Source organism: Streptomyces griseoruber (genome assembly GCF_001514205.1).
Lineage (GTDB): Bacteria > Actinomycetota > Actinomycetes > Streptomycetales > Streptomycetaceae > Streptomyces > Streptomyces griseoruber.
This window is the reverse complement of the sequence record NZ_KQ948769.1, coordinates 113,477-126,685: the sequence shown is the minus strand read 5'-3', so window position 1 is coordinate 126,685 and position 13,209 is coordinate 113,477. Positions and strand designations below refer to the sequence as shown.

The following is a 13,209-nucleotide window of genomic DNA, read 5'->3' as shown; positions in this document are numbered from 1 at the left end:
GGCGGGACGGAGAGGCTTTGGAGAGGCTTCCCACATGCTCACGGCTTCCTGACATCCCTGTGCCGTTGCCGTTGCCGTTGCCGTTGGCGTTGCCGTTGCCGTTGCCGTTGCCGTTGTCGGCCTGCGCGGGTTCGTCAGCGGCTGAGTGAGGCGGCGTCGCCCATGACGACGACGGGGTGCAGGTCGGGGTCGAGCGCGCGCAGCAGTTCCTTCATCCGGTCCTTGCGCAGGCTGACACAGCCGTGCGTGGGGCCGCCGTGGTCGACGTGCAACCATATGCCGCCGCCGCGGGCCGAGCCGAGCGGCCGGGTCCAGTCCAGGGGCGAGGTGCCCGGCGTACGGTTGTAGTCGATGGCGATCACGTAGTCGAACGAACCCGCCAGCGGCTCCCCCTCGAAGCCCGTGCCGGACACGGTGAAGCCGCCCGAGCGGTCGTACGGCAGCCGGGACCCCGGGTCGGGGAGCAGCCCGCCGGCGTCCGTGAGGCCGTAGACGCCGATGGGTGAGCGCAGGTCACCGGCCATGTGGTGGTCGCTCCAGCCGTCGCGGGCGTTGTGCGCGGGCCAGTGCGCCCCGGCCTCCCAGCCCGCCTCGGTGCGCTCGTACAGCACCACGGTGGACAGCGGCGAGTTCTCGCCGCGGCCCGTCACGACGACGGCCTGCCGGGTTTCGGACGGCACCTCGGCCAGGGTCTTGGGTCCGAGGCCCGGGAGTTCCTGCGGCAGCGTCCGCGTCACCTGCTTCGGGGTCTCCTTGAGAGAGACCTCCGGCAGGGACGACGTCCCGCTCCGCGCGGGCGCGCCCGACGCCTGTCCCGGAGCGGCCGACGCGTGTCCGGGAGCGGCCGACGCGTGTCCGGCGGCGGCCTCGGCACCGCCGCCGCAGCCGGTGAGCAGGAGCGACGCGGTCAGGGCGGCGATCGGAACGCACAGCGCCGCCGGTCGCGGGGCAAGGTGGCGAATGGGTCTGATCATGCTTCGACCCTGACCGGCACGTATGAGGAACTGGTCAGGTTCCGGTGCGCGTTCGGTCTCCGGGACTGGTCGACATCAGCTTCCCCCACACCACCAGCCGGTAGCGCGAGGTGTACTCGGGTGTGCAGGTGGTGAGGGTGAGGTAGTGGCCGGGGAGGGTGTAGCCGTAGGCGGGCTCGGTCAGCGAGCGGGGCACGGGCTGGATGACGCCCGAGTCGCGGGGTGAGGTCCGCGGCAGGATCTTGTCGACCGTGTAGGTATAGGTCGCGTTCCTCGTCTCCACCTCCACCGTGTCGCCCTTCCTGAGGCGGTTGAGGTGCCGGAAGGGTTCGCCGTGGGTGTTGCGGTGCCCGGCGAGCGCGAAGTTGCCTGCCTGGCCGGGCTGTTGGGTGTGGGTGTAGTGGCCGACGTACCCCTTGTTGAGGACCTTCTGCTTGTCGGTGCCCTCGGCGACGGGAACCCGCAGACCGAGGCGGGGGACACGGAGGACGGCGTAGGCCTGGGAGGTGCTCAGGGTCGTGCCGGAGGAGGAGTCCTGCGAGGAGCCGCCGGACCGCCCGCCCCCACCGCCGGAGCCCGGGGCGCCAGGGGTGGTGCCGTCGGAGTCGCTGTTGCCGCCGGTGCCGCCGGTGTCCCCGGCCCTCCCCCACTCCCGCTCCAGCGCCTCCACCTTCCGTTCGGCGCCCTGACGCGCCTCCCGGTTGGTCCACCAGAGCTGATGGGCGACGAGGAGGAGCACCAACACCCCTGCGGTGACGAGGAGTTCGGCTCCGGTCCAGAGCGCCCGCCGGTAGCGGGCACGCCGTCGCAGGGAACTGTGCTGCACGAGGGGAATCCGCACGCTGCGCACCATCGGGGCACCATAAGGCCGTACGGACAAGGTCTCCAGACCCGCACATTCACGACCTGCGTGTTCGCCCCCTCGAACCCGCAAGGGGCCTCCCCCCGGGCCTCCCCCCACCCCTTCCTCCACAGGTTGGAGAAAGGGCTGTCAGAACTCTCGACAACCCCACACACCACACCGGATGCTTCGTTTCGGCCGCACGGGACCGGCCACAACTCGGAGCGGAGTAGCCATGATCCGACGCAGGACACTGCTGGCCGCCACCGGCGGCGCGCTCTTCGGCAGCGCATTGGCGACGGGCACCGCCCACGCCGACGCGACCATCGCCGTCAACCCGTCGACGTCCTACGGCACCTGGGAAGGCTGGGGCACCTCGCTCGCCTGGTGGGCGAACGTCTTCGGCGCCCGGGACGACTTCGCCGACGCCTTCTTCACCACCAACTCGGTGACCTACAACGGCAAGAGCCTGCCCGGCCTCGGCCTGAACATCGCCCGCTACAACCTGGGCGGGTGCAGCTGGAACACGGTGAGCGGCGCGTCGATGGTGGCCTCCGCCAACATCCCCGCCTTCAAGCAGATCGAGGGCTACTGGCAGGACTGGAACAACGAGGACCCCACGTCCTCGGCGTGGAAATGGACCGCGGACGCGACCCAGCGCGCGATGCTGCTGAAGGCGGTGGCGCGCGGCGCGACGACCGAGCTGTTCGCCAACTCCCCCATGTGGTGGATGTGTCTGAACCACAACCCGTCCGGCGCCTCCGACGGCGGCAACAACCTCCAGTCCTGGAACTACCGCCAGCACGCCTCGCACCTGGCGGCGGTGGCCCTCTACGCCAAGAACAACTGGGGCGTGAACTTCGCGACGGTCGACCCCTTCAACGAGCCCTCGTCCTCCTGGTGGACGGCGACCGGCACACAGGAGGGCTGCCACATGGACGCGACGGTCCAGTCGGCCGTACTCCCGTACATGCGCAGCGAGTTGGACAAGCGCGGCCTGACCTCGACGAAGATCTCCGCCTCGGACGAGACGAGCTACGACCTCGCCCGCACGACCTGGAACTCCTTCTCCTCGACCACGAAGGGCTACGTCAACCGGGTCAACGTCCACGGCTACCAGGGCTCGGGCGGCCGAAGGGATCTGTTGTACACGGATGTGGTGACCACGGCCGGCAAGGCCCTGTGGAACTCCGAGACCGGCGACAGCGACGGCACCGGCTACACCATGGCCTTCAACCTCCTCTACGACTTCCGCTGGCTGCACCCGACGGCATGGGTCTACTGGCAGGTCATGGACCCGACGGCGGGCTGGGGGGTGATCAAGTACGACGCGAGCACGCTCCAGGCCGGCGCGGTCGAGACGAAGTACTACGTGATGGCCCAGTTCAGCCGCCACATCCGCCCCGGCATGAAGATCCTCGACACGGGCGTCAGCTACGCGACGGCCGCCTACGACAGCTCGGCGAAACGCCTGGTGATCGTGGCCCTGAACACCTCGACCTCCGCCCAGACCCTGACCTTCAACCTCTCGAACTTCACCACGGTGAACGGCGGCACGGGCGGCCTGGTCCCCCGCTGGAGCACCCTCACCACAGGCGGCGGCGACCTCTACACGGCCCGCTCGGACACCTACCTCAGCGGCAAGACGGTGGCCCTGTCCTTCCCGGCGAAGTCGGTCCAGACGCTCCAGGTGGACAACGTCACGATCTAGCCGCGCCAAGCCGCCCCCGGGGGCCTGTGCCCTGGCACAGGCCCCCTGCCTTCTTGCCCCTGCCCTCTTGGCCTTGCTGGCCTTGCTGGCCTTGCTGGCCTTGCTGGCCTGCGGATACCTCACCAGGTACCTGACCTTTGTCACCGGCGGGCAGTACGGTGTCGTGCATGCGCCCCGACACGCCCGCCGAAAACGTCGACCACACCGCCGAAGCGGCCCGCCTGGAGCGGACCGCCGGCCTGTACCCCGAGGACGCCGAGCCGCTGCTGCTCCAGGCCGCGGCCCACCTGGAACTCTCCGGCGACCGCCCCGCCGCGAGCACCCTCTACGACCGCCTGCTCTCCTCCGTGGACACCCTGGACAACCCCCACCTGGTCCGCGCCCTCAAGGCCTCGAACCTCTGGGAGTACGGCCACGAGGCCGAGGCCCGCGCGATCATCGAGGGCATCCGCGCGGCCGCCCCGCGCGACGCGGCCCCCTGGGTGATCGTCGCGGAGTCCCTGGAGTCCCACGACGAGCTGGAGGCGGCGGAGGCGGCGTTCACCGAGGGCGCCCGTCTGCTCCTGACGGACGTACCGGAGCCCCCGTACTCGACGCACCCCCTGCTCTTCGGCCGCCACCGCGTCCGCCGCATGCTCGGCGCGCCCCACGACGAGTGGGACCTCCTCGCCGACACCCTCCACTCCTCCCCGGTCTCCCTGGACGAACTCCACGACCCCAAGCGCGTCTGGTCCCTGGGCTCGGACAACCCGGCAGAGCTGGAGGCGGAGATCTCCCGCCTCCGAGCCGAACTGGGCACCTACCGCGAGGCCCTCTCCCGCCCCTTCCCGGTGGCGGTCCTGCACTGGCCGGCGAGCGAACTGGCGGAACTGGTGACCGCGTACCCGACCCTGTCCGCGGACTACCCCTCCCACGAGGAACACCTCGCGACGATAGAGGCGTCCCTGCGCGAGCTGGCCGCCTCCGGCACGGCGAACCTGGGGATCGTGACGGGGACGGTCCCGTCGTACGAGGCCTTCGCCGCCTCGGAGGGAGTTTCCCCGGGGGATGGGGACCTGCTGCCGCAGTACGCGACCACCTTGGCGGCCCGGGGGCGGGCTGTGGCTTGGCCGCCGCAGAGGGGGGCGGGGTGTTGGTGTGGGTCGGGGGGCGCTTATGAGGGGTGCCACGGGAGCACGCAGCCTGCCGCTGCGCTCTGACCTGAGGCAGTGTCTCGCTAAACGGCCATCCGCCGCCCACGGGGCCTACAGGCAATCGTGCCCGTTCAGTCAACGCCTGGCGTATTTCAGCCCATAATGAGGATCGTGCCGAGCAGCCGCGGCACTGCAAGGATCTCCGTCTGCTCCTTGCAGTACCGTCATGCTCACTCACTGTTCACAGAACCGACGGGCCGCTCCTCCCCCACACAGGCCCCGTCCTGCGTGCCCCAGGAGCAGCCACCACTCATGCCATATGAGCACTCCGCCGACTGGCAGTACGAGGTTCCGACGAGCGGGAGCAAGCGACTTCCGCCCGCCGCCCGTTACGTGCAGTCCCTGACCCACCAGGGCTACGGCTTCGAAGCAGCCATCGCAGACCTTGTCGACAACTCCATTGACGCCGCGGCCAGCAAGGTTGTCATCAGCTTCCTGCGCGACTCGGACCACCTGGTCAGTCTGCTCGTCATCGATGACGGCAACGGGATGGATGAAGCTGGACTCGACATAGCCATGACGGTTGGCGGCCGTGCCGGATACGCCGACTCCGCGCTGGGTCATTTCGGTGCCGGCCTGAAGGCTGCCTCGCTGTCACATGCTGACTCGCTGACACTGATCAGCCGCACGAAGCGCAGCGCCTCCGCGGGGCGTCGCTGGCGGACGGCGGCCGCCCAGGAAGACTTCAGCTGTGACATCGTCGATGCCCGGTACTGCCAGGACCTAGTGGACCGGTACGACGGCATCGTCGAGTGGCACGGCACGATCGTCCGCTGGGATGGCGTGCGCGCCTTCGAAACGGTCACGGCCGGGCAGACTGATCGCTTCCTTAACGACGCGATCGAGAAGCTGGAAACCCATCTGGGTCTGTACCTGCACCGCTTCCTCGCACGCAAGGACTTCCATGTCGACATAGTCGTTGAAGATGTACACACCCGCGACGAGCTCGACCACCGGGGAATCGAACCTATCGATCCGTTCGGATACCGCATACCGGGTCGCGCCAACTACCCTCGCACGTTCTCAGCGCCCGTCGAGGGCGTTGGAGATGTCGTGATGACCGGGCACATCTGGCCGCCCAAATCACCACTCGTTGCCTATCGCGGCATCGGTCCGCTGGCGGATCGCCAAGGGTTCTACGTCTACCGGCACGACCGCCTCGTGCAGGCCGGCGGTTGGAACGGCACCCGCAGCGCCGAGACCCACCACAACCTGGCCCGTATAACCCTCGACCTTCCGTCTGCACCGAACGGCGTCTTCAGCCTCACCGTGAAGAAAGACGGAGTGAACGTCACCCCCGCCTTCGCCCGGGGGCTTGAGCAGGCTGTTGACGCCAATGGTCAGACCTTCGCCTCGTATCTCCAAGAAGCCGAGGCCACGTACCGCGAGGCCGCTCGTCGCTCCACTGAGGTCAGGCGAACGGAGGCCATTCCCCCCGGCAAGGGCATAGACCCCAAGCTGAAGCGCACCCTGCGGGACGAACTACCGCAGCTTGAGGGCCAGGACCCCATCACCTTCCGCTGGGAGGCCATGCCCTCCCACACGTTCTTCAGCATCGACCGCGATGAGCATGTCGTACGGCTCAACAAGGAGTACCGCCCGGCTTTCAACGGCGATCGCCGTGCCGGCTCCAACGACGCGCCTGTCCTCAAGGGCCTGCTGTACCTGCTCCTTGAAAAAAACTTCCGCATGGGCCGCTCCAGCGCGCAGCGCGACGACGAAATGGCCCTCTGGAACAACGTGCTGATCACTGCAGCTCACTGCGAGATGGCCCGGTACGAGAACGAAGCCGGCTGAACCAGGACTGGATGTCTCCGATGACTGATCAACTCCTCAACCTCCATGTTGACGTCCTGGCCGCCATGCAACGCGGAGGTCCTAGGCACTTCGCCAAGCTCGCCTTTGCGCTGTCCGATGAGCAGGATCCCAGTGACCTCGCTCTCGAGCGCTTCCACGACAGGCTGCTGGAGGCTTCCCCCGGCGACGAACTCCTCGCGCTCTGGAACCGAACGCTCACCGCATGGGACCTGGACGAGCGCGCCACCTGGTCGTCCTCGCCAGCACGTACCGACGAACGCCGGGCTGACGCCTACACACGCCTCGGGTTCGGTGCGGAGCTGGGCAAGGCCATTGATTCCCTCATCCCCGTGTTCAAGGAACCGGGCACAGTCGTCATCAGCAAGGACTTCGACCCCTGGTACACGCGGGAGAGCGCAGCCGCCCGCTCCTTCTACTGGAGAGCGTACGAGCGCCTGCTGCACGCCAAAGGATGGCCCGACTCTGCAGTGTCCAGCCTTGACGAGGCAGCTCACAGCGTTGTCGAACGGCTTTCCGACCCTGCCCGGGACGACGCTTTTGGGGCGCGCGGCCTCGTCGTGGGCTATGTCCAGTCAGGCAAGACGGCCAACTTCACGGGCGTCGCGGCCAAGGCAATCGACGCGGGCTACCGCCTGGTCATCGTCCTGGGTGGCACCCTGAACCTCCTCCGCTCCCAGACACAGCGCCGTATCGACATGGAGCTGATCGGCCAGGAGAACATCCTGCGCGGAGCGGATCCGAATGACCCCAGCGCTCTTGTCGGCCTCGACTACCAGGACGACGAGGACTGGCCACAGAAGTTCGTCTCTCATGGTGGCCGGCCCTCGGTACTCGGCTCCTTCGACATCGAGCGCCTCACCACACGAACAGACGACTACCGCAGGCTCCTGAACGGTATCCGGGCTCTGGAGTTCGAGAAGCACGACCGGTCCCGCCCTCTCTACGACCCTGCGAACCTGCACCGGGCTGCGGCTCGCATCATGGTCGTGAAGAAGAACAAGACAGTCCTCTCCAATCTCGTTGACGACCTGCGCAAGATCGGCCCGCTGCTGTCGGAGATCCCAGCACTGATCATCGATGACGAATCCGATCAAGCTTCAGTCAACACGACCAACCCCAGGAAGTGGGAGGCCGGAAAAGTCACCCGCACCGCGATCAACGGGCTCATTACAGACCTGCTACGTCTGCTGCCCCGCGCCCAGTACGTGGGATACACGGCCACCCCCTTCGCAAACGTCTTCGTAGATCCCGGAGACGGAGACGACATCTTCCCCCGCGACTTCCTGATCTCCCTGCCCCGCCCCTCCGAGTACATGGGCGTCCAGGACTTCCACGACCTCGACTCACCGATTCCGCGCAACGAGCGCACCGTCGCCAACTCCCAGGAGAAGGCGCACGTCCGCGGTATCGAGAAAGCCACAGGTGACCGTCTGCAGGAGGCCATGGACGCCTTCGTCCTGTCAGGCGCGCTGAAGGCGTACCGCGTGGCCAAGGGGCTCTCCCAAGACCCCTACCGGCACCACACCATGCTCGTTCACGAGTCCGTGAAGATGGACGACCACAACGCGCTTGCAAACCGGCTGACCGCGATGTGGAACAACGCCGGGTACACCGGCCCAGAGGGACATGCGCGCCTCGCGAAACTGTTCGCTTCCGATTTCGCACCTGTGTCAGCCGCACACGCTGCCGATCTCCCCACGCCGACGACGTACGACGAGCTGCGGCCCTATGTCAGCCGCGCACGGCAGCTCATCAACTCAGGTGGGGGTCCGGTCATCGTCGTCAACGGGGACACCGATCGCTACTTCGCCCAACTGGACCTCGACTTCGACCGAACGCCGAATGTCTGGAAGATCCTGGTCGGAGGCACCAAGCTCTCCCGCGGTTTCACCGTGGAGGGACTGACCGTGACCTACTACCGGCGGACGACCCAGCAAGCGGACACCCTTATGCAGATGGGCAGGTGGTTCGGCTTCCGTCGGGGCTACCGGGACCTGGTGCGCTTGTACATCGGCCGTGAAGAACTCATTGGCAAGATCAAGACTGTCGACCTGTACGAGGCCTTCGAGGCCATCTGCCAGGACGAGGAACTCTTCCGAGCTGAACTCGCCCGCTACGCACCACTGGTAGACGGCCGCCCGCAGGTGACTCCTGCCCAGATCCCACCGCTTGTCGCGCAGCATCTTCCGTGGGTGAAACCGTCCGCCCGCAACAAGATGTTCAACGCCGAACTCGTAGAGGTACGTTCACCTGGCCAGCCCATCGAGCCTGCCGCTTACCCGGTCGACACCGAGGCAACGGCGCGCAACACACAGCGCTGGCAGCCCGTCCTGGCCCAGCTCAGCGGTTCTTCCACCACGTGCCGCCTCCAAGCGGACAGCACCACTCCGCTGTCCCGCAGTTTCCAGGCAGCCACATCCGTCGTATCCCACGCAGACCTGCTGGGCATCCTCAGCTCGCTTGAGTGGGAGGACGAAAACGTCCTCAAGCCGCACCTGACGTACCTCTCGCAACTCGATGGCCGTCTAGCCCTGGTCGACGACTGGCTTGTACTCGCGCCGCACCGCACGGAGCGCCGCCGGATCGAGGCTATGCTCCTGGGCCATGGCCCCTTCTCCCTGTTCCGCCGTAGCCGCCAGGCGGGCAAGGTGTCCTTTGGACGTATCTCCGGCCTCGAACACCGCACCTATGCACAGCAGTTGATCGACACGGCCCAAGCCGAAGCAGCCGCTGGAGTCACCACAGGCATGGGTACCCACCGCGGCGTGGTGCTGCTCTACCCCGTGGTCGAGGCAACAACTGACGCAGAGATCGAGGCTGTCGCGGCGAAGGGCACCGCCTCTGCTTCCGAGATCACCTTGGCGTTCACCGTGATCCCGCCCCGTTCGGCCATCGACTCCAAACGTCAGCTCGTACGCTTCCGAGCCAAGGATTCAAGTCAGCCGGACGCCCCCATCGTTAACGCCCCGCAGGACTGACCTCCGACTGTCGTGACTCATACAGAAGGACGGAAATTGCTTCCATTCGAGGAAGACATCAAAGCCACTGCCCGGATCTCCCACCAAATTCCGGAGCAGGATGATGAGGAGCTCCAAAGAGTCCGAGCGCTAATCCGTTCCCTGGACCCCACCGGGCAGCGCTTCGCTTCCGTCCTTCGCGACACCATTGACCAGTTGCTCAACGGCGAAGTCACTGGCCGCTACGACTGGAAGACCTTGTTCAAGACCGAGAAGACGCATGCCGGAACCCTCGTCGAGATCAACCTTCAGCGAGAGTTCGAGTTCAACGACGGCGTGAACATGGACTACAAGATCGCTGGGGTCGACGTAGATTGCAAGTATTCACAGCAGTTCGGTGGATGGATGATCCCGCCTGAGGCGCTCGGGCACATCTGCCTGCTCGTGTGGGCCGACGACTACAAGACACGCTGGAGCGCTGGCCTCCTCCGCATAAGGAGCGAATGGCTCAACGGCGGCAACAACCGAGACCTCAAGCTCACCGTCAAGGCCGAGCATCGCAACAAGATCCAGTGGCTCTGGCAGGACGCCGAGCTTCCGGAGAATGTACTCCTTCACCTCGACCCAGCCACCCGCTCGGCGATCCTGTCCCCTTCGTCAGGTCAGCACAGAGTCAATGAGTTGTTTGAGCGGGTTCAGATGAAGAGGATCGGACGAGGCGTGGTCCGCACCGTTGCACAGCAGTACGACTACATGGCACGGGTGCGGGAGGCCAAGGGCCGTGCGCGGACTGTGCTGAGAGAGCGCGGGATCCTCATCCCAGGCCACTACAGCAAGCACCAGGCTGTCGCACGCGCTCTCGGTGCGCCTGTCCCCGAAGCCGGGGAGCTTGTCAGCTTCCGGGTGGTCGAAGTCAAGCCGCATCACGGCGACAGGCCAAGGGTCGAGCTTGATGGCCGCCAGTGGGTTCTCGCCGACGCTGCCGATCCGGTAGAGCCCGGCCCTTTCCTGCCCAAGCACACTGCCGCCTGAATTACTCAGCGAAGAATAACTATGAAATCCATTCTGCCGATTTCGAAGCTCCCCAGCACTTCACTTCCTACCGATGTGTTCGGCTGGCGAAATCCCGACAGTAAGAAGCAGAAGCAGCTGGTTCCCAATATCGTTGACGTAGGAAACGACCAGTCCATCGATCTGGCGATAGAAATGATGTCCTTCCTAAACGTCGGACAGGATCGGATCCGGCCGCCCCGCGAAAATCCAGGAAAACGATTTGAAGTAGCCGTCCTTGACCATCTCCGCATGCAATTTCAGCAGCGTGAGACAACCAGCGAGTGGATGGTCGAGCGGGGGAACCCCGCTAAGGGGTTCGCCCAGTACGCACACCTTGGCGCCATTGACGAACTGATGGAAAAAAGCCCTGAGCTCCGGGCAACCATCGGTACGGACTACATGGTCACGCCCGATATCACGGTGAGCATCCCGGACGACTCTGCAGGGCTCATGGGCGGGGCTCCGTGGCTGCATGCAGCCATCTCCTGCAAGTGGACCATCCGCTCGGACCGCGTACAGAACATCCGGCACGAGTTCAATGGACTCATACGCCACCGCCGGGGCAGGCAGCCGCATCTGATCACCGTAACAGCCGAACCACTTCCCTCACGCATAGTGGCCATTGCCCGCGGCACCGGTGAACTGGACGCGGTATACCACGTGGCCTACGACGCGCTTGACCAGGCGGTGAGGAGGGTGGGTAATGAAAAACAGCTCGCTGACTGGGAAGAGTGTGTCAACCTGCGACGGATACTCCCCTACGAACGACTAGCGGAGACCCTGATCCGATGGTGACGCGTCCGACACAGAGCAACGAACCGCAGGCCGACCCAGCAGGAGACTGGGTGCCTCCGGAGGGTTCGTGGGCCTCGTCTGCAGCCAGGCGCCGCAACATGCAGGCCATCCGCAACCGGGACACCAAGCCGGAGTGGCTGATCCGGAAGCTGGTGCATGCCCAGGGCCTGCGCTACCGCGTCGCCGCCAAGCCCCTACCAGGTCTTCGCCGGACCGCTGACATGGTCTTTGGGCCGGCGAAGGTAGCGGTCTTCATTGACGGCTGCTACTGGCATGGCTGCCCAGAGCACTACGTACCACCGAAGACCAACCCGGGCTACTGGTCAGACAAGGTGGCCCGGAACATGGCCCGCGACCGGGACACCGACCAGCGCCTGACGGAGGCCGGCTGGACGGTGCTCCGGTTCTGGGAACACGAGCCTTCGGAAGACTGCGCGGCACGCATCGCAGCCGAGGTCGAGAGGCACCGCAGTGCAGCACGGAAGGGGACCGCGAGCAGGTGATCAGGCCTGTTTCTGGTCGCGCTCCCGAGCTGCTTTCAGCACCTCGATGATCGACTCACCAACCGCCTTGGCCACAGGCGGCGGGAATGCATTACCGACCTGCCGGTACTGTGCAGTCTTGCCGCCCGCGAAGTCCCATTCGGTGGGGAAGCCCTGAATGATTGCGGCCTGCCGCACCGTAAGCATGGGCCCATCGGGGCCGAACAGATCGCGGCCCTCGGTCTTTTTCTCTACACAAGTGTCGATGTCGTTGGCGACACCCATGCCGGAGACACCGAGGTTCCTCCAGGCCGCCTTTGCGCGACTGGGGCCCAAGTCTGCACCACCATGCTTCTTCGATCCGCCGACAAGGGTAGGCGCAATGCCTCCCCCCTTGCCCTTGAGTTCGGCATCGCGTTCGCGTGCCCTGGTGAGCCACCGATCGAATCGCTCGTGTGCCAGCGTTGACTGAGCCCCGTCGAAATACCGCCCGAAACGCTCACGCATGGATGGCTCAAGGCTCACCGCAACGCTGACCGGGTCCTCATGTGTAGGTGTGGGCCACTCGTACTTGAGGTCCTTGATCACGTCGTCCCGGAAGGCGACAAGGATGGCGCGAGGACGAAGCTGGGGAACGCCGAAGTCACTGGCTTCCAGAACGTCCCACCGGCTGACGGTGTAGCCGAGCCCTTCCTCTGTGGCGAGCTGGCCGTCTTCGGCCCGGTAGGTACCGCCCTCAAGCCTCGCCTTGATCCAGTCGCGGTAGTCCGAGAACTTCGGGTCCATGATCCCGCGAACGTTCTCGATCATCACCGCACGCGGCCTGAGGATCTCAACCAGCCGCAGCATGCGGGGAAAGAGATCTCGCTCGTCGTCCTTACCGAGCTGCTTACCTGCGTGCGAGAACGGGGGACATGGAACACCGCCGGCCAGGAGATCTAGGTCGTCCGGCTTCAGCAGGTCAGCGCTCTTGCGCAAGTCCCGGTAAGGCTCGAACTCCTTGACGTCAGCCGCCAGGACGTCGCAGTGCTCGCGCTCCCAGGCCCACACCTCATGGTCTTCGATGTTCAGACTGAGCGTTTCCACCGCGTGCTGGTCAATCTCAACCAGAGCGAGGTGACCGAAGCCCGCCTGATGCAGGCCAATGGCCTGTCCGCCGGCCCCTGCGCAGATCTCGATCGACGTGAACTCAGGCTCCCTCGGCACCGCGGTGACGCCCTCAGGTTCCTTCATGCGGGTCATGCCCCCTCCTTACAGCCGTACAGCGGCAGACTCATCTTGCAATCCACCATCACTGAGGGTGACAGACCCCACTGACAACGAGACCCCACCCAGTGTGCAGCACGCCCCGCGGTTCGCTGAACGCACCCTCCGCCGCACCGAAC

At 65.8% G+C, this 13,209-nt stretch carries 10 protein-coding genes; 7 read left to right on the top strand and 3 right to left on the bottom strand.

Annotated features, from left to right (window positions below; translation table 11 throughout):
- Positions 1-134: 134 nt before the first annotated feature.
- On the bottom strand, positions 135-974 hold the full coding sequence (locus tag AQJ64_RS19350; RefSeq protein WP_059202802.1) for a L,D-transpeptidase family protein: 840 nt from the start codon (positions 972-974) through the stop codon (positions 135-137).
- 34 nt (positions 975-1,008) lie between these two features.
- A complete protein-coding gene (locus tag AQJ64_RS19345; RefSeq protein ID WP_079061787.1) occupies positions 1,009-1,827 on the bottom strand; it encodes a class E sortase in 819 nt (272 codons plus the stop codon).
- A gap of 223 nt (positions 1,828-2,050) precedes the next feature.
- Here AQJ64_RS19345 and AQJ64_RS19340 point away from each other — a divergent pair, with 223 nt between their 5' ends.
- The 7 genes from AQJ64_RS19340 to AQJ64_RS19310 all read left to right on the top strand — a co-directional run bounded on the left by AQJ64_RS19340 (position 2,051) and on the right by AQJ64_RS19310 (position 11,845).
- On the top strand, positions 2,051-3,526 hold the full coding sequence (locus AQJ64_RS19340) for a glycoside hydrolase (protein ID WP_055637726.1): 1,476 nt from the start codon (positions 2,051-2,053) through the stop codon (positions 3,524-3,526).
- A 167-nt stretch (positions 3,527-3,693) separates the two neighbouring features.
- A complete protein-coding gene (locus AQJ64_RS19335) occupies positions 3,694-4,725 on the top strand; it encodes a hypothetical protein (protein WP_059202801.1) in 1,032 nt (343 codons plus the stop codon).
- Between the two features lie 246 nt (positions 4,726-4,971).
- Positions 4,972-6,516: an ATP-binding protein gene (locus tag AQJ64_RS19330; RefSeq protein ID WP_055634228.1), complete on the top strand. Its 1,545-nt coding sequence runs from the start codon at positions 4,972-4,974 to the stop codon at positions 6,514-6,516.
- Positions 6,517-6,536: 20 nt separating this feature from the next.
- On the top strand, positions 6,537-9,515 hold the full coding sequence (locus AQJ64_RS19325; RefSeq protein ID WP_055634229.1) for a Z1 domain-containing protein: 2,979 nt from the start codon (positions 6,537-6,539) through the stop codon (positions 9,513-9,515).
- Positions 9,516-9,551: 36 nt separating this feature from the next.
- Positions 9,552-10,526: a NaeI family type II restriction endonuclease gene (locus tag AQJ64_RS19320; RefSeq protein ID WP_079061786.1), complete on the top strand. Its 975-nt coding sequence runs from the start codon at positions 9,552-9,554 to the stop codon at positions 10,524-10,526.
- Between the two features lie 21 nt (positions 10,527-10,547).
- Positions 10,548-11,342 (top strand): NgoMIV family type II restriction endonuclease, encoded by a 795-nt coding sequence (locus tag AQJ64_RS19315; RefSeq protein ID WP_063788729.1) that lies wholly within the window; start codon positions 10,548-10,550, stop codon positions 11,340-11,342.
- Positions 11,336-11,845, top strand: coding sequence for a very short patch repair endonuclease (locus AQJ64_RS19310; protein ID WP_099053966.1), 510 nt, complete (start codon positions 11,336-11,338; stop codon positions 11,843-11,845). Before AQJ64_RS19315 ends, AQJ64_RS19310 begins: the two co-directional genes overlap by 7 nt.
- On the opposite strand, the gene AQJ64_RS19305 is transcribed toward AQJ64_RS19310, so the two are convergent.
- Positions 11,846-13,066: a DNA cytosine methyltransferase gene (locus AQJ64_RS19305; RefSeq protein ID WP_055634231.1), complete on the bottom strand. Its 1,221-nt coding sequence runs from the start codon at positions 13,064-13,066 to the stop codon at positions 11,846-11,848.
- Between the last annotated feature and the right edge of the window lie 143 nt (positions 13,067-13,209).

Bases quoted from the DNA above. Each gene is read 5' to 3' on its own strand.
- AQJ64_RS19350 (WP_059202802.1), bottom strand. From the start codon at position 974: ATGATCAGACCCATTCGCCACCTTGCCCCGCGACCGGCGGCGCTGTGC.
- AQJ64_RS19345 (WP_079061787.1), bottom strand. From the start codon at position 1,827: ATGGTGCGCAGCGTGCGGATTCCCCTCGTGCAGCACAGTTCCCTGCGA.
- AQJ64_RS19340 (WP_055637726.1), top strand. From the start codon at position 2,051: ATGATCCGACGCAGGACACTGCTGGCCGCCACCGGCGGCGCGCTCTTC.
- AQJ64_RS19335 (WP_059202801.1), top strand. From the start codon at position 3,694: ATGCGCCCCGACACGCCCGCCGAAAACGTCGACCACACCGCCGAAGCG.
- AQJ64_RS19330 (WP_055634228.1), top strand. From the start codon at position 4,972: ATGCCATATGAGCACTCCGCCGACTGGCAGTACGAGGTTCCGACGAGC.
- AQJ64_RS19325 (WP_055634229.1), top strand. From the start codon at position 6,537: ATGACTGATCAACTCCTCAACCTCCATGTTGACGTCCTGGCCGCCATG.
- AQJ64_RS19315 (WP_063788729.1), top strand. From the start codon at position 10,548: ATGAAATCCATTCTGCCGATTTCGAAGCTCCCCAGCACTTCACTTCCT.
- AQJ64_RS19310 (WP_099053966.1), top strand. From the start codon at position 11,336: ATGGTGACGCGTCCGACACAGAGCAACGAACCGCAGGCCGACCCAGCA.
- AQJ64_RS19305 (WP_055634231.1), bottom strand. From the start codon at position 13,066: ATGACCCGCATGAAGGAACCTGAGGGCGTCACCGCGGTGCCGAGGGAG.